This is a genomic window from Dysosmobacter welbionis (assembly GCF_005121165.3).
GTDB classification, from domain to species: Bacteria; Bacillota; Clostridia; order Oscillospirales; family Oscillospiraceae; genus Oscillibacter; species Oscillibacter welbionis.
Window position 1 is genome coordinate 2,519,055 of the sequence record NZ_CP034413.3, and the last position, 22,707, is coordinate 2,541,761.

The following is a 22,707-nucleotide window of genomic DNA, read 5'->3' on the forward strand; positions in this document are numbered from 1 at the left end:
GTATTTGTATAAGAGACAAAAATGGCGGCGGCGCTGGCTTTTTCCGGAAGTTTTGTTAAAAAGCGGAAGGGGAAATTGGTGAAACTATAAAATTTATGACAGCGCTTACTTTCAAACACGTGCCCTTCAAAACCGTTTCGTATCCCCGGGACCCGGCTGGACTGAAATTGCCCAAATTTTTCTCCAGGCTTTAGGCAATCAGCCGAAGATTTCCGCCAAAGTGTGGAAGATATTGACTTCTCTTCCGGCTTGTGATAAACATAAAAGAAACAATTTGGGCGCTTTGGGTTCGTCGAAATTTGTCAAGAATGCTGAGAATGGCGCCGTTCAAACAGCTTTATTTAACCATGCAACCGTTTCCGGGAATATGCGGCAACATCTGCCGCAGAGGTGACCTGCCGAAAGAGAGGGGAGAGTTGGCGGAGCCATTCCTCCCCTTTTTATTGTTTGACTGCCCGGCGCGGGGCGGAGAGAGGAGTGTGCACAGAATGATGGAAGGACTGGCATACCTGCGGGAGATGAACGTGGCCTCCGTCCTGCTGCGCCTGACTGTGGCCATGCTCTTCGGGGGCTTCATCGGACTGGAGCGGGAGCGGAAGCGCCGGCCGGCAGGCTTCCGGACCTATATGCTGGTATGCTTGGGCGCGGCGCTGACCATGCTGCTCAGTCAGTATGAGAGCTATATGGTGACCCACGCCTGGCATGAGACCGCCATGGAGATCGGCCTGCGGACGGATGTGTCCCGCTTCGGCGCCCAGGTCATCAACGGCATCGGCTTTCTGGGTGCGGGCACCATCATCGTCACCGGCAAGCAGGAGGTGAAGGGACTGACCACGGCGGCGGGCCTTTGGGCGTCCGCCTGTATGGGTCTGGCCATCGGCGCGGGATTTTACGAGTGCGTACTTTTGGGCTTCCTGCTGATCCTGCTGACCAACCGGCTGCTGCCCTTCGTGGAGGATGCCATCATCGAAAGCGCCCGGAACATGAACATCTATGTGGAATTCCAGACGCTGGACAATCTGGGGGACATCATTGCCCGCATCAAGTCTCAGGGCGGACAGATTTACGAAGTGGATCTGGACCGGGGCCGGGAGGAGCGGTCCAAGAATCCCAGCGCGGTGTTCTCCATTCGGCTGCCCGGCAGGCACTACCACGTCCGGGTCCTGGCGGCGATCTCCGAGTTGGAGAGCGTCTACACCATTGATGAAATCTGAGGGAGGTGCGGAGATTGCTGCCGATTTTTGACGGTGTGCGGGATGTGACCGTGCTGTCCACCACGCTGCGGATGCTGCTGGCGGTGGTGTGCGGCGGTCTCATCGGGCTGGAGCGGGAGTACAAGCGCCGGCCGGCGGGGTTCCGCACCCATATCCTGATCTGCCTGGGGGCGGCCATGACGACCCTCACCAGCCAGTTCCTTTATTTGAACCTCCATTACTACACGGACATGGCCCGGCTGGGAGCCCAGGTGGTGGCGGGCATTGGCTTCATCGGCGCAGGCGCCATCATCGTCACCCGGCGCCGCCGGGTGAAGGGGCTCACTACGGCGGCGGGCCTCTGGGCGGCGGCCATTGTGGGCCTGTGCCTGGGCGGCGGGTTCTACGAGGGCGGCATCTTCGCCACGGCGCTGATTCTGGCGGCGGAGATGTTCCTGTCCAAGCTGGAGTACCGGATGCTGGACAACGCCCCGGAGGTGAACCTCTATATGGAGTACAGTAACAAGACCTGCCTGGACAATGTGCTGCGGCTGTTCCGGGATTTGAACCTGAAGGTGCTGAACATGGAGATTACCCGCTCTACGGAGACGGAGACGCACAATGCCTGCGCCCTCTTTACCCTGCGGCTGAACAAGCGGTGCCGGGTGGAGCAGCTGATCCCCAAGATGAACGCCACGGAGGGCGTGGTGTCGGTAGAGGAGTTGTAACAGCGGCGCAAGCCGGAAGAATAGGAGAGAGACTATGAAAAAACGTATGACGTACTGGTGATCGGCCCGGTGTCCCTGGATCACAACATCGACTATCAGGGCAACGAACGCAAGGAGGTGGGCGGCGCCGTGGTGGCCTCCGGCTTTGCGGCTGCCAAAAGCGGCAACCGCACCGCCGTGTTTACCAAGCTGAATCCCGCGGATGCGGATGTGGAGGAGCGGTTCGCCGGGTCCGGTGCGGATGTGTACTGGAAGCCGTCTCAGGCCACCTGCTCCATCCGCAACCAGTATTTCACCGCCGACAAAGAAAAGCGGGCCTGCACCTCCATGGGGGTGTGCGATCCCTTCCGGTTCGATGAGCTGCCGGATATCGAGACCAAGATCTATCACTTCGCCGGCCTGGTGTACGGCGACTTCGACGGTGCCCTCTTTGCCGAGGCAGCCAGGCACGGCAAGGTGGCGGTGGATGTCCAGTGCCTGCTGCGCCATGTGGAGGCGGACAGGACCATGGCCTTCCACGACTGGGCGGAAAAGAAGCAGTACCTGCCGGTGATCGACTACCTCAAGACCGACGCGGCGGAGGCGGAGATCCTGACGGGCCTCACCGATCGGGCGGAGGCCGCCAAGCTCCTGCACAGCTGGGGCGCCAAGGAGGTCCTCATCACCCACAACACCGAGGTGCTGGCCTACGACGGGGTGACCACCTACACCTGTCCCATCAAGGCACGGAACCTCTCCGGCCGGACCGGGCGGGGCGACACCACCTTCGCCGGCTATATCTCGGAGCGCCAGCGGGCCGGGGTGGAGGAGGCCCTGCGGTACTGCACGGCCCTGGTCTCTCTGAAGATGGAGACGCCGGGCCCCTTCCAGGGCACCCGACAGGATGTGCTGGATTATATCCGGGAGTTTTATTGAGAAGGCACAGGAGCCGTCCGCAGACAGCGGACGGCTCCTGTACAAAAACTCCATTGACAACGGGTATTGTCCGTGATAAGGTAACAAGTGTCAATTATATAAAGGCAAACGAAGTCCCTAGAGAAACGGCGCAAGCCTGCCGAAGGAGTGAAACTCTCAGGTGTCCCGGCACGGGATGAGGACTAGGGATGGATGTGGCTCTGGAGAAGCTCAGATGAGTACCGAAGGTGCAAGGCGGGAAATCCCGCTGAATCTCTCAGGTAAAAGGACAGAGTAAAGGGCAGGCCCTTCCGCACAGCGGAGGGGGCCGGCGCTTTGTTGGGCTGGGCAGGGTCTGTCCGGCCCTTTTCGTTTGCGGACAAGGAGAGAGAAAACATGGACATGGATCTGTTGGCCGCAAAGGTCAGCGAACTGGCCGGCTTTGTGTGGAACGGCCTGCTGCTGTATCTGCTGGTGGGTACCGGCATCATCTTCACCATCCGCACCCGGTTCATCCAGGTGCGCAAATTCGGCGCCGGCTTCCGGCGGCTGTTCGGCAGCGTGAACCTCAACGGCGAGAAGGCCGGCAAGGAGGGCATGAGCTCCTTCCAGGCGGTGGCAACCTCTATCGCCGCCCAGGTGGGCACAGGCAACATCACCGGCTGCGCCACCGCCATGATCTCCGGCGGCCCCGGCGCCATCTTCTGGATGTGGCTGGCGGCCTTCTTCGGCATGGCCACCATCTACGGCGAGGCGGTGCTGGCCCAGACCTTCAAGACCAAGGACGAGACGGGGCACGTCATCGGCGGACCCGTCTACTACATCCGGCAGGCATTCAAGGGGACCTTCGGCAAGATCCTAGCGGGCTTCTTCGCGCTGGCTATCATCTTCGCCCTGGGCTTCACCGGCAACATGGTCCAGTCCAACGCCATCAGCAACGCCTTCCAGGAGGCGCTGGGCATCCCCACCTGGATCGTGGGCGTGGTGCTGGCGGTGGTGGCCGCCTTCATCTTCCTGGGCGGCGTCACCCGCATTGCCGCCGTCACGGAGAAGCTGGTGCCTGTCATGGCCTGCTTCTATCTGGTGGGCGGCCTCGTCATGCTGATTGCCAATATTACCAACCTGCCTCACGCCTTTGCCCTGATTTTTGAGGGTGCCTTCAACCCCCAGGCCATCCTGGGCGGCGCCGTGGGTATCGGCGTGCGGGAGGCCATGCGCTACGGCGTGGCCCGGGGCCTGTTCTCCAACGAGGCAGGCATGGGTTCTACCCCCCACGCCCACGCCATGGCCAAGGTGGAAAAGCCCCAGGACCAGGGCGTTGTGGCCATGGTTTGTGTGTTTATCGACACCTTTGTGGTCCTGACCATAACCGCCCTGGTGATGATTACCAGCGGCGCGCTGAACGTGGGCGACATGGCTGCCAATCCGGCGGCGGAGAACATGGCCCAGGTGGCGTTTTCCACTGTGTTCGGCAGCTTCGGCAATTTCTATGTGGCCATCTGCCTGCTGTTCTTTGCCTTCTCTACCATCATCGGCTGGTACTTCTTCGGCGAGCAGAACGTGAAGTATCTATTCGGTGTGAAGGCTGTCAAGGTCTACGCCTGCATTGCGGTGGTGTGCGTGGCCCTGGGGCTGTGCTGGAGGCTCCCCTGGTCTGGAACCTCTCCGACCTGTTCAATGCGCTGATGGTGTTCCCCAACCTGCTGGCGCTGCTGGCCCTCAGCGGGCTGGTAGCCAAGGCGGCCAGGGGAGGGGACGCCCTGCGCAAATAAGCGCCCCGCCCAGAAAGAGACCCTCCACCCGAAGTTCCGGGCGGAGGGTCTCTTCAAGCATCCCGGGCGGGGAGGGCCGGACCGCCCTGGCCGTAGGGGAGGGTGAAGACCGGGATGCCCTCCATGGCCGGGGCGATGGCGTACATGGGATAAAAAAACGACAGACCCTCCGCCGTAAGATAGAAGTTCTGCGGGTTGAAATGGCGCCGCAGCAGCCGGCGGACGCCCTCATGGTACCGGGAGATCCCAGCCGTCTCCTGCCGCTGGATCTCCGCCTCCGCTGCCTCCATCAGCCGCCGCTTCCATCCGCTGCGGCGGGGAAAGAAGGCGGACAGAGGCACCGGATAGCCGGAGGTCAGATCCCAGGTATCCCCATGGCGCAGAAGCGTGGGGCGCCCTGAAAAGCCGCTCTCCCGGGACTGGGTATACAGGCTCCAGAGGCCGCCGTCGTTGTAGGTGACCTGATAGGTCAGCTCCGCCCGGAAGTGGGGCAGGGGCAGGCTGGCCGCCAGAGCAGCGCGGTATTCCTCCGCCGCCGCAGGCAGGAGGTACGTCTCACAATAGCGTAGGAAGGAACGGCACTGGAGCTGGTAATACCGCCGGATGCGGCGGGAGACTTTGTCCGCTGCTGGAACTGGTTCCGGCAGGGAGATGGAGGCGGAGAGCACAGGGATCTCCTCTACGGTCCATTCCCGCTCCGCGGTCATGGCCTCTGCGTGCAGCTGGGTGAGAGGTTCGTTCATAGGCGCCGCTCCTTCCGAAAAGATGCTGTTCTGCACCAGCCTATGCCCTGCCGCCGGGCGGGGTGACTGGACACGCTTTAAAGTGCAAGAAATTTTTTCTGTCCGGAGCCCTTTACTTTCACGCGGCAGAGTGTTAAAATACATCTTGGCGGCGAAGCGCCGCAAATCTGTTGGAGCCTCCCAGAAAGGGTACTGGATATGGTAAAGATCGGCAAGAAGGAAAAGAACGGCGAGCTGTACAAGGCAATTCTGCTGCTGAAGGACGAGCAGGAGTGCTATGAGTTCTTCCAGGATCTGTGTACCGTGTCGGAGCTGCGGGCCATGGAGCAGCGGTTCGAGGTAGCCTCCCTGCTGGACGACGGCATGATCTATAACGAGATCCTGGAGCGCACCGGCGCCTCCAGCGCCACCATCAGCCGGGTGAACCGGTCCCTCAGCTACGGCACCGGGGCCTACGAGAAGATTTTCGCCCGGTACAAGAAGCGGGACAAATGAGCAGTTATGACGCCCTGGCCGCCAGCTACGATGCCCTGACAGTGGATGTGGAATACCGCCGGCGGGCAGACTACCTGACGCGGCAGTTCCACAGAAGCGCCCTCCCGGTGGAGACGGTGCTGGACCTGGCCTGCGGAACCGGCACCATGGCCTGCCTGCTGGCGGAGCGGGGATACCGGATGATCGCCGTGGACGGATCCGAGGAGATGTTGACCCAGGCGGCCTGGAAGGCGGCGGCGTTGGAGCAGCCGCCGATGTTCCTGCACCAGTCCATGCCCCGCCTGCACCTGGGCATGGAGGTGGATGCGGCGATCTCCACCCTGGACGCGCTGAACTACCTCACCCGGACGGCAGACCTGCGGGAGACGCTGCGGCGGGTATACCGCTGGCTGCGGCCCGGCGGACTGTTCCTATTCGATGTGAACACCCCCTACAAGCTCCGGCGGATGGACGGGCAGGTCTATCTGGACGAGACAGAGGACAGCTACTGCGTCTGGCGGACCTTCTACGCCCCCGGCCGGAAGATCTGCACCTATCAGGTGGACCTGTTCCGGCTGAACGCCAACGGGAGCTGGGACCGGGCCTTTGAGGAGCACCGGGAGCGGGCCTGGGGGCGGGAGGAGCTGGAGACGTATCTGACGGAGGCGGGCTTCGGCGCTGTCACCGTCACCGGCGACCTCACCAGCCGTCCACCGGCGGCGGAGGAGGACCGCTGGATTTTCCGGTGTCAAAAGCCGGTCAGACCAAGATAAAACAGGAGTTTGTACAATGAGCGATCAGTTGATCCGGGCCATCTCCAAGGATGGCCATATCAAGGCCACGGCAGTTTCCACCCGGGCGCTCACAGAGCGCGCCCGTCAGATCCACAAGGCTCTGCCTGTGGCCACGGCGGCGCTGGGCCGGACGCTGGCTGCGGTCTCCATGATGGGCAACGCCCTGAAGGAGGACGGGGCCAGCGTGACGCTGCAGATCAAGGGCGGAGGCCCGCTGGGAACGCTGCTGGCGGTGTCCGATAACCAGGGCAACGTCCGGGGAACGGTGGACAATCCTGTCGTGGACCTGCCTCTGCGGCCCGACGGCAAGCTGGATGTGGGGGCCGCTGTGGGCCATGAGGGTACGTTGACGGTGATCCGGGACCTGAACATGAAGGAGCCCTATGTGGGCAGCGTGAGCCTGTTGGGCGGCGAAATCGCAGAGGACCTGGCGGCCTATTTCGTGGAGTCCGAACAGATCCCCACGGCTTGCGGCCTGGGGGTGCTGGTAGACCGGGACCAGAGCGTGCTGGCCGCCGGCGGGTATCTGATCCAGCTGCTGCCCGGCGCCGGCGAGGATGTCATCGCCAAGGTGGAGGGCAGCCTGATGGCCGCAGGGCCGGTGACGGGACTTTTGCGGAATGATCCGGACCCGGAGGCTATGCTGCGGCACGCTCTGTCGGATTTCGACCTGGAGATCCTGGAGAGGAGCCCCATCGAGTACCGCTGCTACTGCAGCCGGGACAGGATGGAGCGGGCCCTCATCAGCCTGGGGCCGGAGGAACTTCAGGCCATGATCGACGAGCAGGGCAGCGCGGACCTCACCTGCCGCTTCTGTGACAATGTGCAGCACTTCTCCAGAGCAGATCTGGAGGCCATGGTCCGGGGGCTCCAGAAAAAAATGTAAAAAAATTAAATTTCCAGTTGACAGACCGGGCGTCTTTGAGTATAATAACTTTTGCCGTCTGAAATGAGCGGCAATCGGGGAGCATAGCTCAGCTGGTTAGAGCACCTGCCTTACAAGCAGGGGGTCACTGGTTCGAGTCCAGTTGTTCCCACCAAAGTTATACATGGCCCGGTAGTTCAGTTGGTTAGAACGCTAGCCTGTCACGCTAGAGGTCGACGGTTCGAGCCCGTTCCGGGTCGCCATCTCCCACGAGATGGAGTTCCATCTCGTGGGTCCCCTTGGGGTTGCAATTCCCCTCCCGCGCCGTGCGGCGCGGAAAAGATTTGCCCAGATAGCTCAGTTGGTAGAGCAGGGGACTGAAAATCCCCGTGTCGCTGGTTCGATTCCGGCTCTGGGCACCACTTGCGGGCATAGCTCATCTGGTAGAGCGCCACCTTGCCAAGGTGGAGGTAGCGAGTTCGAGCCTCGTTGCCCGCTCCACTGAGAATGCCCACACAAGATCGTGTGGGCATTCTCAGTGGAAAAGAAAATTTAAAAAAGCAGTGGACATTTCGGTTCAAACTGCATATAATAAAATAGAAGCAACGGTGACATAGCCAAGTGGTAAGGCAAGGGTCTGCAAAACCCTGATTCCCCGGTTCAAATCCGGGTGTCACCTCCAGAAAAACAACCACATCGAAAAGATGTGGTTGTTTTTTTGTCTAAATGCATTCATGGGCGCAGGGGATTGGATTCCGCCTGTGCCCGCTTTTCTTTTTCAGCGGAACCATCCGCACGGCGGAAAGGCTCTGCCCCGCAATCGGACCGCAAAGAATACGGCTCCGCTCGCCTATGCGATTCGATTGCGGGGACGTGTGCCTGCGGATGCTGCTTTGACGAAAATGGATGGGAAGATGGCGGACTTTTTTGGGGAAAAAGATAGCTAAAACGGCGAATTCTTTACGAAAAATATACAAGAGCCTGTGAGAAAAACGTGCTATAATGAGTTCGAATAAACAGAGATGTGGGAGACCAGCCCCCGATCCGCCGGCGCGCCCTCCAGGCTGCCGTACGGGTCTGGGGCGTTTTCCCTAGAAGGAGTGTATATGGCACATATCAATTCGGATATTCTGCGCCTCGGCGTGGATGTGGGGTCCACCACCGTCAAAGCAGTGGCCCTGGACCCGGCTGACAACAGCGTACTGTTCACCCGCTATCAGCGGCATAACGCCCATCAGGCGGATACCGTCCGGCAGCTGCTGGAGGAGGCGGCCGGTCACTTTCCCGGCATGCGGTTCCGTATCGGCGTGTGCGGGTCCGGCGGACGGCCCATTGCCGCCGCCCTGGGGGCCTGCTATGTCCAGGAGGTGGTGGCCAACGCGGCGGCAGTCCGGGCCTTGTATCCGGAGGTCCGCACCGCGGTGGAACTGGGCGGACAGGATGCCAAGGTGATCTTCTTCCGCTATGACGAGGCCAGCGGAAAGCTCCAGACCTCCGACATGCGGATGAACGGCAGCTGCGCCGGAGGCACCGGCGCGTTTATCGATGAGATCGCCGCGCTGCTGAACGTGCCGGCGGACGAGTTCGAGCAACTGGCTGCCCGCGGGAAGACCGTTTACAGCATCTCCGGCCGCTGCGGCGTGTTTGCCAAGACAGACATCCAGCCCTTGCTGATCCAGGGGGCGGAGCGGGCGGATATCGCGCTTTCCACCTTCCACGCCATCGCCAAGCAGACCATCGGCGGCCTGTCCCAGGGACTGGAGCTGACGGCCCCCATCATCTTTGAGGGCGGCCCGCTGACCTTCAACCCCACGCTGGTGCGGGTGTTTGCGGAGCGGCTGAATCTGGAGGAAAGGGATATCGTTCGACCGGACCACCCGGAGACCATCGTGGCCCGGGGCACCGCCATCGCCATCGACGAGCTGTTCCCCGGACAGGAGGACGCCATGACCCTGGCAGAGGCCATGGAGCGGCTGGACAAGGCCCCGGCCCAGACCGAAGGGCCCTCCGGCACCGGCAGGCCCTTCTTTGCCAGCGACGAGGAGCGGGAGGTCTTTCTCCGCCGCCACCGGGCGGAGCTGCGCCAGCCGGTGGATGCCGCGGAGCGGAAGGTCCTGCGGGGGTACATCGGCATCGACTCCGGCTCTACCACCTCCAAGTTCGTCTTTATAGACGAGAACGAGCAGGTGACGGACACTTTCTACGCCAACAACCAGGGGGAGCCGCTGAAGGTGGTCCGGGAGGGCCTGCTGGCCCTGGCGGAGAAGTATGAGAAGCTGGGCATCCAGCTGGAGGTGCTGGGCCTGGGCACCACCGGCTACGGCGAGCAGATGCTCTCTGCTGCCTTTCACGCCGACTACCACACAGTAGAGACCGTGGCCCACGCCCGGGGCTGCCGCCGCTTCTTCCCGGACGCCACGTTTCTGCTGGACATCGGCGGCCAGGACATGAAGGCCATCTGGCTGAAGGACGGCGTGGTCACGAACATCATGCTGAACGAGGCATGCTCCTCCGGCTGCGGCTCCTTTTTGGAGAACTTCGCCGCCACCCTGGGGATGCCGGTGGACCAGGTGGCGGACGCCGCCTTCCGATCTCAGGCCCCTGCCGAGCTGGGCAGCCGGTGCACTGTGTTCATGAACAGCACCATCATCAACGAGCAGCGCAACGGCAAGCAGCCTGACGACCTGATGGCGGGGCTGTGCCGCTCCATCATCGAGAACGTGTTTACAAAGGTGGTCCGCATCGCCAACGTGGCGGAGCTGGGGGATCGGGTAGTGGTCCAGGGGGGCACCTTCCGGAACTTCGCCGTCCTGCGGGCCCTGGAGGAGTATCTGGGCCGGGACGTGACCCTGGCCCCCTATCCCGGCGAGATGGGCGCTCTGGGTGCGGCTCTCGCGGTGAAGCAGGAGGTGGAGGCCCACGGCTACGCCAACGGCCGCTGCTCCGCCTTCATCGGCTTTGACGCGGTGAAAAACTTCCAATACACCCGGGAGAGCGGTGTACTCTGCCCCCACTGCACCAACCACTGCAGCCGGACGATCCTGCATTTCCCGGACGGTGGCTGCTATGTCACCGGCAACCGGTGCGACCGGGGCGCCGTTGTGATGGAGGCGGCACCTGCCCATAAGGCCCAGGAAGTGCCGGACCTGTTCCGGCTGCGGCAGGAGCTGCTGTTCAAGACATATCCGGTATCCCCCGTGCGGGAGGAGCAGAGCCAGACCGTGGGCCTGCCCCGGGTGCTGGAGTTCTGGGACAGCATGCCCTTCTGGAGTACCTTCTTCCGGGCTCTGGGATATCGGGTGAAGTTCTCCCATCCCAGCAGCCGCAGACAGTATGAGAGCGGACTGCAGTACGTGGCGTCGGACACCATCTGTTTTCCGGCCAAGCTGGTCCACGGCCATGTGCTGGACCTGTCCAAACAGGGCGTAGACCGGATTTTCCTGCCCTATATCCTCCACATGCCCACAGAGAACAAAGGGGAGAAGAGCCCCTACGTCTGCCCGGTCATCATGGGCTACTCCATGGTGGTGCGGAACTTCCAGTCCCCCGGGGAGCACTTCTCCGTGGGCTTTGAGACGCCGGTGTTCCACTGGTTCAGCAAGCAGGACCGGAAGCGGCAGATCTGCCGGTATGCCGTGGAACACTGCGGCGCCACAAAGCGGCAGGCGGAGGCCGCTTACCGTCAGGCGGAGACGGCCATCCTCTCTTTCCGCCATCAGCTGGTGGAGGAGGGAAAGCGGGTCATCGCGGACACCGGAAAGGCGGGCGGTTTCGCCGTGGTGCTGGCGGGACGGCCCTATCACACAGACCCCCTCATCAACCACGACCTGTCCGGGATGTTCACCCGTCGGGGCATCCCGGTGCTGACGGTGGATAGCCTGCCCGGACTGGAGAAGGCGGACCTGCGCCGGTCCCGTGTGGAGATCACCAATGACTTCCACGCCCGGATGCTCTCCGGCGCCATGGTGACAGCGGAGCAGCCCTGCCTGGAGTACGTGCAGATCGTCAGCTTTGGCTGCGGCCATGATGCCATTTTGTCCGATGAGATCATCCGCCTGCTGGGGGAGGGCAGCGGCAAGCCGCCCCTGATCCTGAAGGTGGATGAGAGCGAGGCCGCCGGGTCTCTCGGCATCCGGGTCCAGTCCTTTATTGAGACGGTACAGCTGCGCCGCTCTGCCCAGGCGGAGCAGGCGGCCTGCCGCCTGCCGGAGCCCTACGCGGTGAAGTACCGCAAGGAGGACCGGAAGCTGCGGACTGTGCTGGTGCCAAATATCTCCGCCCCGGTGTCCACTCTTCTCACGGCCTTGATGGACCGGGAGGGTATTCGGGCGGTGAGCCTGCCGGTGGGCGGCGTGGAGCAGATCCGGGTGGGGAAGAAGTACACCCACAATGACATCTGCTTCCCCTGTCAGATGGTCATCGGCGAGCTGATCGACGCCCTGCAGAAGGGAAACTATCCGGAGGACTCCGTGGCCGTGGGCATGGCCAAGCTCAGCTGCGACTGCCGGATGGCCAATTACACCGCGATTCTGCGCAAGGCGCTGGACAGCGCCGGATTTGAAAACGTCCCCATCCTCACCACAGACCCTGGCGACACCAAGGGTATCCACCCCGGCGTGTCCATGCTGGGGGCCCGGTCTGTGCTGCTGGCGGCGTGGGCCTTCTCCATGCTGGACATTCTGGAGGAGCTGTGCCGGAAGATCCGCCCCTATGAGACGGCGGCAGGCGAGACGAACCGCGTGTTCAGCGAATGTGTGGAGTGGATTGCCGCCGCATCCAAGCAGGGGCTGGGCAAGATGATCGGTGCCTTCCGGCGGGCCATCGAGGCATTCCGGGGGCTCCGCTATGACCGCTCCCGCCGCAAGCCCCGGGTGCTGGTCACCGGCGAGCTGCTGGTGAACTTTCATCCCGGCACCAACTTCCACGTGGAGGAGTACCTGGAACGCAACGACATGGAGGTCATCCTGCCCCGCATCACCTACCAGTTCCGCAAGGACTTCCAGGCGGCCATCAGCGAGATCCGGGACTTCGGTGCCCATCTGGCGCCCTATCCCTTCGCCCTGGACGGCGCCGTGGAGTTCATCCAGCGGTTTTTGGAGCGCATTGCCCGGTCCCATCCCCTGTATCACCCGGCGGCCCGGCCTCAGGACCTGTACAGTGACGTGGAGCACTTCATCCCCAAGACCCTCACCTGCGGCGAGGGCTGGCTGATGGCGGGCGAGATCGCCCACTACGCCCACCAGGGGGTCCGGTCCTTCATCATCCTCCAGCCCTTTGGGTGCCTGCCCAACCACGTGTGCGGCCGGGGCGTCACCAAGCGGCTCAAGGAGGAGTTCCCCGGCGTGCAGATCCTGCCCCTGGACCTGGATCCGGACACCAGCTACGCCAATGTGGAGAACCGGCTCCAGATGCTCATCATGAATCAGACCGCGGAGGCGGAGCATTCCGCAGCTAGTGTGGAACCGGCACCCCAAAAGACCCGGGGCGGTTCGCCCCGTCCGGCGCTGTCCTCTACATAAGCGCGGGCGTCGGCTGTATTTTCAGACTCCGGAGAGGAATGCCCGGTGCCGAGGTTCGACCTGGATACAAAGAAGGCAGCCGTTCATGCGAACGGCTGCCTTCTTGAATTTTCGGTTATCGGGAATCTCGGGCATTTCTGGAGGCGCGGACCGGTCGGCGGTCACTTCGCACGTGCAGGAGGCGTGCGGGCGCTTCTATGGACAGTGGAGAGCAGCTCCCGCACCTGCTCCCGGGAGAGGCGGGGCGGAAGCGTGCTGTACAAGCTCCGCTCCACATCGTCCACCAGAATGCTGTACCGAGCCTGCATGGGCGCATCCAACGCGTCCCGGAGGGGCCCCCCTGCCAGACGTTCCAGATACTCCCGGGGGGTCTCCTGGCTTTGACGGCGGCAGCGGCGGCGGGCGCCCCAGTGCTCCAGTTCCAGGAGGGCGGCACGGGGGGTTCCGGCGTACCGCAGCAGAAATGCCCTGACCCGCAGGCGCTGGCCCAGCCGGGAGAGCAGGCCACGGCGGCCCAGACGCTGCCTGACGAGCCCGTCGTCATCATCCTCCTCCGGCAATCTGATGCGGCTGCGGCTGCGCCAGAGCCAGCGCACCAGAGCAGCCACTCCGGCCAGGACCAGCGCGGCCAGGGACAGGAGCAGCAACGCCGTCACCAGCTGAGGGGCGATGGCGGGGCCGGAGGCGCTTTCCACAGGCAGAGCGGCCTCACTGCCGCCTCCGGCGGCGGAGGACATCCCTGCGGACCCGGCGGAGCGGCCCTGGAAGAGAGACGTCAGGAACCGGAATACAGCGGTCAGGGCGCCCTCCAGAAGGCTGCCGACGGCCTGAAAGATGGGGATCAGCTCCCCCCTGGCGGCCAGCAGCAGAGCGCAGGCGGCCACAGCCAGCACGGCCAGGACCGCTGGGACCAGCAGGGCCGGGAGCCGCCCGAAGGGAGAACCGGCCCGAATGGTGTTGCGTCCGGAGGTGCGCATCCCCACCACTGCCAGCAGATCCAGCGCCAGCAGCGCCAACAGAACCGGCACCCGGTCCAGCAGCTGAGGGGCGAAGGAGGCCACGATCAGATAGAACAGCCCATACAGGCCCATGTACTCCCCGGCCCCGTGGAGGTGGCGGACCGTGACAGGCGTGACGCCCCAGTGGTATCCCCGGCACAGGGGGAAGAGGTACAGGGGCACCTGAATCACCAGAAGAGGCGGATAGGTCAGGTCCAGCGTGCGGCTGAGCAGGGGGATCCAGACGGCGCAGAGAAGAACGTTCAGCAGCAGAATCTGCCAAAAGCGGCGGGGCTTTTGGAGAAAGAGGCTGTTGCCTGCGGTCATCAGCCCGCCAGAGAGCAGAAACCCCCACATGGAGAAGGGCGGCCGGCCACACAGGAGCTGCCACAGAATATCGGCCGTCAGGAAGACAATCAGCAGCTCGGTGGCCAGCGGCAGGCACTTGAGGGCGGTGGTCTTTCCATGTCTCATAGGCCGCCTCCTGCCCGAAAAGCATTCAGGTCCAGGACCCGCAGGAGGGGGTGAGACTGTTCCCCCAGGCCAGCAGGGGGACGCGGTGCCGCTCCAGCAGCGCACAGGTACCGGCGTCCAGGCGGCGGACATCCCCGCAGATCAGAAAGGCGCCGGAGAGGGTGCGGAGGCGCGGCAGGATCTCGTCCGCCGTAATGGAGACAGCGGTGTCTGCGGCGGCCAGCAGCGTCAGGACTGCGGGAAGCTGCAGCCGGTCCCGGCAGGTGGCAAACTGCTCCAGCCGCCCGGCGGGGCGGGAGATGAGCAGAGACACGGCCACCTCCTCTTCCATCAGCTGCGCCGCCAGGGAGCCCAGGATCTCCAGGGCAGATTCGAAGTCCTCCGGCGGCAGGCCCGCGAAGGAGGCACCGTCCAGCAGGAACGCGGCCCGGCGGGGGGAGATTTTCTCGTAGATGTTCACCATGGCGCCCTGCCCCCGGGCCATCAGGCGGAAGTTCAGGGACCGGGCGTTGTCCCCCGGCTGGTAGGCGCGGACGTTCCGGATCACGGTCCGGTCATCCTGAAAGCCCCGGGCGCCGGTCTCCAGCTCCCAGCTGTTGCGCAGGAACCAGCGGGTGGACACGGGGACCAGCCGGGGAAACACCGCCAGCGTCACGGGCCTGGGCAGCGGGATTTCCTTCTCCCGGACGCAGAGGCACAGGCCGTCGCCGGAGAGCAGCCGGATCCGGTCAAAGGACAGCAGGCCCCGGTGCTCCGCCTGGAGGCGGCTGGTGTAGGACATCCGCTGATGCCCCAGCAGGAAGGAGACGTTCTTTTCATAATAGGGCTTCTGCACGCCCCCCTCCGGGAGTTCCACGGTCTCCCAGCGGTGCTCCGGCCGGAGGGCGCCGCCCGGCTCCAGGGGGAAGCGCACCGTCAGCCAGACCAGGGGCAGCCACTTGGGGTTGTCCAGCGTCACCCGCAGAGGACAGGGCTCCCCGGGGAAGACGCAGCTCCGCTCCGCCTGGAGGGCGGCGTTCACGCCGTCCAGCACATGGCGGGCCCAGAGGCGGGCCGCGGCGGCCACGGCGGCGGCCGCCAGAGAGAAGATGGCGGCGGGCAGCCGCCCGCTCAGGCTGAAGCCCACTCCGCAGGCTGCCAGGGCCAGGATGGAGAAGCGCCCCGTGAACAGGCTGGACTCGGCGAAGTCCACTGCAGCGGACTCAGGCGTTCTGGCCATGGGCAAGGACCTCCCCGGTCTCCCGGCAGGGCACCTGGGCCAGTACGGTCTCCACCACGCCGGCCGCCTCCAGGCCGGAGAGCGCCGCCTGATGGGACAGCAGTACCCGGTGGGGCAGGACGTAGCGGGCCAGATACTTCACATCGTCCGGGGTGACATAGTCCCGGCCGGAGAGGGCGGCATAGGCTTTGGAGGCCCGGAACAGGTCCCGGGACACCCGGGGGCTGGCGCCGCAGGCCAGCTCCGGCTGCTCCCGGGTGGCCTGGACCAGCTCCACGATGTACGCCACCACCGGATCGGACAGGCGGACCTGCCGGATCTCCCGGGTGAACCGATTGACTTCCTCCGGGGAGAGCAGGGGGCGGAGGTCCGCAAAGGCGGCTCCATCTCCCACGGTTCGGAGCATGGCGGCCTCCTCCCTGGGGGTGGGGTAGCCCATGGAGAGCTTGAAGAGGAAGCGGTCCAGCTGGGCAGCGGGCAGGGCGAAGGTGGTCTCCGTCTCCACGGGGTTCTGGGTGGCCAGGACCATGAAGGGTGGGGCCAGGGGATAGGTGACGCCGTCTACGGACACCTGCCGTTCCTCCATGGCCTCCAGCAGGGCGGACTGGGTACGGGGGATGGCCCGGTTGATCTCGTCCGCCAGCAGGATGTTGGTCATGATGGGGCCGGGGGTGAAGACCATCTCCCCGGTTTTCTGGCTGTAAATGTTCATGCCCACGATGTCTGAGGGCAGCAGATCCGGGGTGAACTGCACCCGCACCATGCCGCAGCCCAGCACCGCGGAGAGGGCCTTCACCAGCGTGGTCTTGCCCACGCCGGGGATATCGTCAATCAGCACGTGCCCGCCGGCAAACAGGCTGGTGAGTACCAGGCGGATCTGCTCACCCTTGCCGATGATGGCCTTGCCGCACTCTGTCTCGATCTGCTCCGCCAAATGGCGGAGTTCCGTGAAGTCCATAGTCGTGCCTCCCAGGTTCCATGAAATACCCCTCTATTATATCTAACCCGAAAGCGGACCGCAAGAGCGGATGCCAGCTCCGGGAAGACCTGAAAAAATGCGTGAAAAGGAGGGAACCCTCTGGAAAAGCGGAAGCGCCTGTGCTATGATACGAAACAGAAGGTCCCGCAACAGGACCGACGAGAATTTGGGAGGAATGCGTATGAAGAAGACATTGTCCCTGCTCCTGTCCCTGGTGCTGATGCTCAGCCTGGCGCTGCCCGCATCCGCTGCGGAGACGGAGTACCCCACCCTGGAGGGCGGCGTAACCGAGATCCAGAAGTATGGCAACATCGTCCTGGACATCGATCCGGCGGACCTGAAGGACGGCGGCTACACATACGGCGACCTGCTGACCGTCACCGTCAACGGCACTGGGTATGACATGCCCCTGTGCACCAACTACTCCGATGTGGACACCGGCGCGCTGGTGCTGCGGGACAGCGAGGGTGTGCTGATCGCCGCCATCAACATGGGGGACTTTGCGACCAGCAACGGCCTGGCCGCCAAGGTCACCGCCGAGGACGGCTCCTACACCTGGGAGTTCCCCGAGGGCCAGTCCCTGGAGAGCATCACCGTCTCCATCTCCATGAAGGAGCAGGGCGGCTACTATGACCAGTACCTCATCCACCAGCTGACCCGCACCGACGAGCGGGCGGACTACGCCTCCGACGCGGTGTTCGCCAACTTCCGCAACGTGGCTGTGGGCGATCTGGGGGAGAACGCCTTTTTCCGCAGCAGCAGCCCCGTGAACAACGAGCTGGGCCGCGCCTCCTATGCCGATGACCTGGCAGAGGCCGGCGGCATCCAGGCGGTCATGAACCTGGCGGATTCCAACGAGCTGATCGAGGGCTACATCGCCGCCGAGGGCTTCGACTCCCCCTACTACCAGTCTCTGTACGAGGCGGGGAAGGTGAAGGCCCTGAACCTGGGCGTGGACTTCACCGCTGCCGACTTCAAGTCCGGCCTGGCGGAGGGCCTGCGCTTCTTCGCGGAGAATGAGGGGCCCTATCTGGTCCACTGCACCGAGGGCAAGGACCGGGCCGGCTTTGTCTCCGCCCTGCTGGAGTGCCTGATGGGCGCCACCTATGACGAGGTTGTGGCGGACTACATGACCACCTATGTGAATTACTATCACCTGGAAGAAGGCGGCGAGCAGTATGAGGCGGTGAAGAACAGCAACATCGTCTCCATCCTCACCAACATCACCGGCGCTGCGGAGGGCACGGATCTGACCACTGTGGATCTGGCCGCTGCGGCAGAGGACTATATGCTGGACGCCGGCCTGACCGCAGACGAGGTGACCGCCCTGAAGGCGAACCTGGCTAAGGACTACACGGTAGAGACCGAGGCTCCCGCGGAGGAGACGCCGGAGGAGCCTGTTCCCCAGGCCCAGACCTACACCGTGGAGGCGGGAGACTGCCTGTGGAACATCGCCTATGAGGTGTACGGCACCGGCACTCGCTGGACTGTGATCTACGAGGCCAACCGGGATACCATCCGTGACCCCGGCATGATCCACATCGGGCAGGTGCTGACCATCCCCGCTGCCTGAAAATGCCTGATTCGTTTTTGAAAACAGCTCCCGGAGCAATCCGGGAGCTGTTTTTTTGCCTTTGTATGCGCTTGCAAGGATTTTACATAGACTTTACAGAGTCCTGGTGTCGGATTTTACTTCCGGCTGTTTATACTAAGACCGTCCCTTGAGCAACAGACATAGGAAAAGGAGTAATCTTCGATATGAAAAAAGTATTTTCGCTCTTGCTGTCCCTGACCATGGTCATGGCTCTGCTGGCCGGCTGCGGCGGTGACACCACGGCTGACGACACCACGGATGATACCGCTTCCAACGACGCCGCCCAGGAGGAGACCGCTGAGCTGAGCGGCACTGTGGCCACCGACGGCTCCACCTCCATGGAGGAGGTCATCGGCGCCCTGGGTGAGCAGTTTATGGCCGACAACTCCGGCGTGTCCGTCACCTACAACCCCACCGGTTCTGGCGCCGGCATCGAGGCCGTGTCCAACGGCAGCTGCGACATCGGCCTGGCCTCCCGCGCACTGACCGATGACGAGAAGGCGGGCGGCTTGACTGAGACCATCGTGGCCCTGGACGGCATCGCCGTGATCGTCAACGCTGAGAACCCCGTCTCCGACCTGACCCTGGAGCAGATCGCCTCCATCTACACCGGCGCTGTCACCGATTGGTCTGAGTTCGGCAGCGACGCCGGCGCCATCGCCGTGATCGGCCGTGAGTCCGGCTCCGGTACCCGTGACGGCTTCGAGTCTATCACCGGCACTGAGGACCAGTGCGTGCTGGCCCAGGAGCTGAGCTCTACCGGCGCCGTGATCGAGGCGGTTCGTACCACCCCCGGCGCCATCGGCTATGCCTCCCTCTCCGCCGTGCAGGATCAGAAGGGCATCACGGTCCTGACTGTGGGCGGCGTGGCTCCCTCTGAGGCCACGGTCCTGGACGGCAGCTATGCCATTCAGCGTCCCTTCGTGTTCGCCACCCGCACCGATGAGGCCCTGTCGGACGCGGCCCAGGCCTTCTTCGACTTCGCCACCTCCACCGCCGCCAGCGACCTGATCGCCAACGCCGGCGCCGTGCCCGTGGCCCAGTAAGACAACGCTTGTTTTCCACCCTCATATATACGGTCAGCCGCCGTGCCCACCACTGGGGCGGCGGCCGTTCCGCTGAAATCTGGACGGACGCCTTGTCCGGGAACAAAGGAGAACCTTATGGAACATGAAATCGCGGGGCAGGCTGTGAAGGCCGCCATGGACGGCGCGCTGGTCGGCACCGCCGACAGGAAAAAGGAGCCCATGACCGGGAAAAAAGCCCTGAAGGCCATGGAGCGGGTGATGAATGCCCTCTTCTTTATCTGCGGCATGGTGGCTGTGGCGTTCGTGCTCCTCATCAGCATCTACCTTATCATCTCGGGCCTGCCGGCCATTCTGGAGATCGGGCCCATCAACTTCCTGTTCGGGACCCGCTGGTATGCCTCTACCGGAGACTTCGGCATCTTCGCCATCATCCTCACCTCCTTCGCGGGCACGGCGGGGGCCATTCTCGTGGGGGTGCCCATCGGCCTGATGACGGCCATTTTCCTGTCCAAGGTGGCGCCGCCTAAGTTTGCCGCCGTAGTTCATGCGGCAGTGGAACTGCTGGCCGGCATCCCCTCCGTGGTGTACGGCCTGGTGGGTATGATCCTGCTGGTGCCCGCCATCCGGGTGGCCTTTGACCTGCCCTCCGGCGCCACGCTCCTGGCGGCTATCATCGTGCTGGCGGTGATGATTCTGCCCTCTATCGTCTCCGTGTCGGAGACGGCGCTGCGCGCCGTGCCCCGGGAGTATGAGGAGGCGTCTCTGGCCCTGGGGGCCACCCATATCGAGACCGTGTTCCGCGTCAGCGTGCCCGCTGCCCGCAGCGGCATCGCCACCGCCATTGTGCTGGGCATCGGCCGGGCCATCGGTGAGGCCATGGCCATCATTATGGTGGCGGGCAATGTGGCCAATATGCCGGGCCTGCTGACGCCGGTGCGGTTTTTGACCACCGCCATTGCCTCGGAGATGTCCTACGCCTCCGTGGGCTCCCTCCACCGCAATGCCCTGTTCTCCATCGGCCTGGTGCTGTTCCTCTTCATCATGCTGATCAATGTGTTCCTCAACGTCTTTATCAAGCGGAAAAAGGAGGACTGACCGAACATGGAATCTCATACCCTGTCCCCCCGGCGCCAGCTGTACGACAAGGGCCTGCGGGTGGTGCTGTACTTCTGCGGCTTCCTCACCTGCGCGCTGCTGGTTCTGATCATCGGCTATATCTTCTACCGGGGCGTCCCATTCATCAGCTGGGAGCTGCTGTCTACCCAGTCCAGCTATATCAACGACACCATCGGTATCCTGCCCAATATCCTCAACACGCTCTATATCATCCTGCTGTCCATGGTGATCGTGCTGCCCCTGGGCGTGGGCGCCGCCATCTATCTGACGGAGTACGCCACCAACCGGCGTCTGGTGGCTGTCATCGAGTTCGCCACCGAGACCCTCACCGGCATCCCCTCCATCATCTTCGGCCTGGTGGGTATGCTGTTCTTCATCCAGATGATGGGATTGAAGACCGGTGTGCTGGCCGGCGGCCTGACCCTGGTGGTGATGATCCTGCCCACCATCGTCCGCACCACCCAGGAGAGCCTGAAGACCGTGCCGGACTCCTACCGGGAGGGCGCCCTGGCCATGGGCGCCGGTAAATGGCACATGGTCCGCACTGTGGTGCTGCCCAACGCGGTGGACGGCATCGTCACCGGCTGCATCCTGGCGGTGGGCCGCATTGTGGGCGAGAGCGCGGCGCTGCTGTACACCGCCGGCTTCGGCCTGGTGCTCAATAACTTTGTGACTGCGCTGGAATCCTCCTCCGCCACATTGACCGTGGCCCTGTATGTGTATGCCAGTGAGCGGGGCGAGACAGACATCGCCTTCGCCATCGCCACCATTTTGATGCTGCTGACGCTGGTCATCAACCTGTCCGCCAATCTGGTGGGCCGGAAGCTGAAGAAAAACTGACGAGGAGGATACGAAATGTCCACCATCATTCAAGTAAAGGACCTGAATCTGTGGTACGGGGCGCACCATGCCCTCCACGGTGTGAATATCGACATTCCGGAGCATGAGATCACCGCCCTGATCGGCCCCTCCGGCTGCGGAAAGTCCACCTTTCTGAAGACCCTGAACCGGATGAATGACCTGGTACCGGGCATCCGCATTGAGGGGGAGGTCAACTACGCCGGGCAGAACATCTACGCCCCCAATGTGGACACCACCTGGCTGCGCAAGCAGATCGGCATGGTGTTCCAGAAGGCCAATCCCTTCCCTATGAGCATCTATGACAACGTGGCCTACGGCCCCCGGACCCACGGCATCCGCTCCCGGGCCAAGCTGGACGAGATCGTGGAGAACTCTCTCCGCTCCGCCGCCATCTGGGACGAGGTGAAGGACCGGCTGAAGAAGAGTGCCCTGGGCCTCTCCGGCGGCCAGCAGCAGCGGCTGTGCATTGCCCGTGCCTTGGCAGTGGAGCCGGAGATCCTGCTGATGGATGAGTCCACCAGCGCCCTGGACCCCATCTCCACCTCCAAGATCGAAGACCTTGCAGTGGAACTGAAAAGCAAGTATACTGTCATCATGGTGACCCACAATATGCAGCAGGCCGCCCGTGTCTCCGACAACACGGCGTTTTTCCTGCTGGGGGATCTGGTGGAGTTCGGCAGGACGGAGACACTGTTCTCCACCCCCACGGACAAGCGCACAGAAGACTACATCACCGGCCGGTTCGGCTAAGGAGGGACGTAAGGTGAGAAACAGATTTGGCGAGCAGCTGGAGCGGCTGCACGTGGAAATGATCCAGATGGGCGCCCTGTGTGAGGATGCCATCTCTGCCGCGGCCCAGGCCCTGATGAAGGGTGACGAGGACCTGGCACGCGCCGCCGGGGAGGCGGAGCGGGAGATCGACCAGAAGGAGCGGGAGGTGGAGAACCTCTGCCTGAAGCTGCTGCTGCAGCAGCAGCCCGTGGCACGGGACCTGCGGGAGATCTCCTCTGCGCTGAAGATGATTTCCGATCTGGAACGGATCGGGGACCAGGCGGCGGACATCGCGGAGCTGACCCGGTTCGTGCGTCTGCCGGACGGCCCCGGCCGCCAGCGGATCGAGGAGATGTCCAAGGCCGTCATCCGGATGGTGACAGACAGTGTGGACTCCTTTGTAAAGCGGGATCTGGAGCTGGCCCGGGAGGTCTGCCGGGAAGACGACCAGGTGGACGACCTGTTCAACCAGGTGAAAAAGGAGCTGATCGGGCTGATCGCCGCAGACGCCGACTCCGGCGAGCTGTGGCTGGATCTCATCATGGTGGCCAAGTATCTGGAGCGGATCGGCGATCACGCCACCAACGTGGCGGAGTGGGTGGAGTACTCCATTACGGGGAATCACCCCTCCAACAACTGAGCGGCCTGCGCACAGGCGCGGCGCCGATATTGAAAAGGGGGAGGG

Annotated in this window: 17 protein-coding genes, 5 tRNA genes, 1 pseudogene and 1 riboswitch; of the genes and pseudogenes, 19 read left to right on the top strand and 4 right to left on the bottom strand. The window is 63.4% G+C overall.

The genetic code is table 11. From position 1 onward, the window contains the following. The first annotated feature begins 488 nt into the window (after window positions 1-488). The 4 genes and pseudogenes from EIO64_RS13245 to EIO64_RS13260 all read left to right on the top strand — a co-directional run bounded on the left by EIO64_RS13245 (window position 489) and on the right by EIO64_RS13260 (window position 4,587). The gene (locus EIO64_RS13245) at window positions 489-1,214 is read left to right on the top strand and encodes an MgtC/SapB family protein (protein ID WP_025544438.1); all 726 of its coding nucleotides are present in this window, start codon (window positions 489-491) and stop codon (window positions 1,212-1,214) included. A 14-nt stretch (window positions 1,215-1,228) separates the two neighbouring features. After that, a complete protein-coding gene (locus EIO64_RS13250; RefSeq protein WP_021749067.1) occupies window positions 1,229-1,921 on the top strand; it encodes an MgtC/SapB family protein in 693 nt (230 codons plus the stop codon). Between the two features lie 57 nt (window positions 1,922-1,978). Next, window positions 1,979-2,836 carry a PfkB family carbohydrate kinase gene (locus EIO64_RS13255; protein WP_249390678.1) on the top strand — a complete coding sequence of 286 codons (858 nt, stop codon included), beginning with the start codon at window positions 1,979-1,981 and terminating at the stop codon, window positions 2,834-2,836. A 190-nt stretch (window positions 2,837-3,026) separates the two neighbouring features. Beyond that, a riboswitch (glycine riboswitch) is annotated at window positions 3,027-3,118 on the top strand. Window positions 3,119-3,217: 99 nt separating this feature from the next. Next, window positions 3,218-4,587 (top strand): annotated as a pseudogene (locus EIO64_RS13260) (alanine/glycine:cation symporter family protein). A gap of 53 nt (window positions 4,588-4,640) precedes the next feature. Here EIO64_RS13260 and EIO64_RS13265 read toward each other — a convergent pair. Beyond that, a complete protein-coding gene (locus tag EIO64_RS13265) occupies window positions 4,641-5,330 on the bottom strand; it encodes a DUF3298 and DUF4163 domain-containing protein (protein WP_021749072.1) in 690 nt (229 codons plus the stop codon). 198 nt (window positions 5,331-5,528) lie between these two features. On the opposite strand from EIO64_RS13265, the gene EIO64_RS13270 reads away from it, so the two are divergent. From EIO64_RS13270 to EIO64_RS13310, 9 genes are all read left to right on the top strand, one after another. Next, window positions 5,529-5,825: a YerC/YecD family TrpR-related protein gene (locus EIO64_RS13270; protein ID WP_025544442.1), complete on the top strand. Its 297-nt coding sequence runs from the start codon at window positions 5,529-5,531 to the stop codon at window positions 5,823-5,825. Further along, on the top strand, window positions 5,822-6,577 hold the full coding sequence (locus EIO64_RS13275) for a class I SAM-dependent DNA methyltransferase (protein ID WP_119310566.1): 756 nt from the start codon (window positions 5,822-5,824) through the stop codon (window positions 6,575-6,577). The genes EIO64_RS13270 and EIO64_RS13275 overlap by 4 nt, the downstream gene beginning before the upstream one ends. A gap of 16 nt (window positions 6,578-6,593) precedes the next feature. After that, window positions 6,594-7,484: an Hsp33 family molecular chaperone HslO gene (hslO, locus tag EIO64_RS13280; protein WP_025544444.1), complete on the top strand. Its 891-nt coding sequence runs from the start codon at window positions 6,594-6,596 to the stop codon at window positions 7,482-7,484. 77 nt (window positions 7,485-7,561) lie between these two features. Then, window positions 7,562-7,638, top strand: a tRNA-Val gene (locus tag EIO64_RS13285). An 11-nt stretch (window positions 7,639-7,649) separates the two neighbouring features. Next, a tRNA-Asp gene (locus EIO64_RS13290) sits at window positions 7,650-7,726 on the top strand. 83 nt (window positions 7,727-7,809) lie between these two features. After that, window positions 7,810-7,885, top strand: a tRNA-Phe gene (locus tag EIO64_RS13295). A gap of 3 nt (window positions 7,886-7,888) precedes the next feature. Continuing rightward, window positions 7,889-7,964, top strand: a tRNA-Gly gene (locus EIO64_RS13300). Between the two features lie 106 nt (window positions 7,965-8,070). Then, window positions 8,071-8,145: transfer RNA gene (locus tag EIO64_RS13305), tRNA-Cys, on the top strand. A 424-nt stretch (window positions 8,146-8,569) separates the two neighbouring features. Further along, window positions 8,570-12,982 (top strand): acyl-CoA dehydratase activase, encoded by a 4,413-nt coding sequence (locus tag EIO64_RS13310; RefSeq protein WP_181446411.1) that lies wholly within the window; start codon window positions 8,570-8,572, stop codon window positions 12,980-12,982. Window positions 12,983-13,143: 161 nt separating this feature from the next. Here the strand turns inward: EIO64_RS13310 and EIO64_RS13315 are convergent, their stop codons facing one another. Genes EIO64_RS13315 through EIO64_RS13325 form a run of 3 tightly spaced genes read right to left on the bottom strand, consistent with a single transcriptional unit; the run spans window position 13,144 to window position 16,631 of the window. Then, entirely contained in the window at window positions 13,144-14,454 is a 1,311-nt protein-coding gene (locus EIO64_RS13315) for a DUF4129 domain-containing protein (protein ID WP_119310568.1), read from the bottom strand. A 25-nt stretch (window positions 14,455-14,479) separates the two neighbouring features. Then, entirely contained in the window at window positions 14,480-15,673 is a 1,194-nt protein-coding gene (locus EIO64_RS13320) for a DUF58 domain-containing protein (protein WP_136891472.1), read from the bottom strand. Continuing rightward, a complete protein-coding gene (locus tag EIO64_RS13325) occupies window positions 15,657-16,631 on the bottom strand; it encodes an AAA family ATPase (RefSeq protein ID WP_119310570.1) in 975 nt (324 codons plus the stop codon). The genes EIO64_RS13320 and EIO64_RS13325 overlap by 17 nt, the downstream gene beginning before the upstream one ends. Window positions 16,632-16,833: 202 nt before the next feature. Here EIO64_RS13325 and EIO64_RS13330 point away from each other — a divergent pair, with 202 nt between their 5' ends. From EIO64_RS13330 to phoU, 6 genes are all read left to right on the top strand, one after another. Beyond that, a complete protein-coding gene (locus EIO64_RS13330; protein WP_051365626.1) occupies window positions 16,834-18,225 on the top strand; it encodes a tyrosine-protein phosphatase in 1,392 nt (463 codons plus the stop codon). 185 nt (window positions 18,226-18,410) lie between these two features. Continuing rightward, the gene (locus EIO64_RS13335; RefSeq protein WP_021748867.1) at window positions 18,411-19,292 is read left to right on the top strand and encodes a phosphate ABC transporter substrate-binding protein; all 882 of its coding nucleotides are present in this window, start codon (window positions 18,411-18,413) and stop codon (window positions 19,290-19,292) included. A gap of 228 nt (window positions 19,293-19,520) precedes the next feature. Further along, the gene (gene pstC / locus EIO64_RS13340) at window positions 19,521-20,369 is read left to right on the top strand and encodes a phosphate ABC transporter permease subunit PstC (RefSeq protein WP_394802909.1); all 849 of its coding nucleotides are present in this window, start codon (window positions 19,521-19,523) and stop codon (window positions 20,367-20,369) included. Window positions 20,370-20,375: 6 nt separating this feature from the next. Further along, window positions 20,376-21,230 (top strand): phosphate ABC transporter permease PstA, encoded by an 855-nt coding sequence (gene pstA / locus EIO64_RS13345; RefSeq protein ID WP_021748869.1) that lies wholly within the window; start codon window positions 20,376-20,378, stop codon window positions 21,228-21,230. 15 nt (window positions 21,231-21,245) lie between these two features. Next, window positions 21,246-22,001 (top strand): phosphate ABC transporter ATP-binding protein PstB, encoded by a 756-nt coding sequence (pstB, locus tag EIO64_RS13350; RefSeq protein ID WP_021748870.1) that lies wholly within the window; start codon window positions 21,246-21,248, stop codon window positions 21,999-22,001. A 13-nt stretch (window positions 22,002-22,014) separates the two neighbouring features. Beyond that, a complete protein-coding gene (gene phoU, locus EIO64_RS13355; RefSeq protein WP_025544788.1) occupies window positions 22,015-22,662 on the top strand; it encodes a phosphate signaling complex protein PhoU in 648 nt (215 codons plus the stop codon). Window positions 22,663-22,707 lie beyond the last annotated feature (45 nt).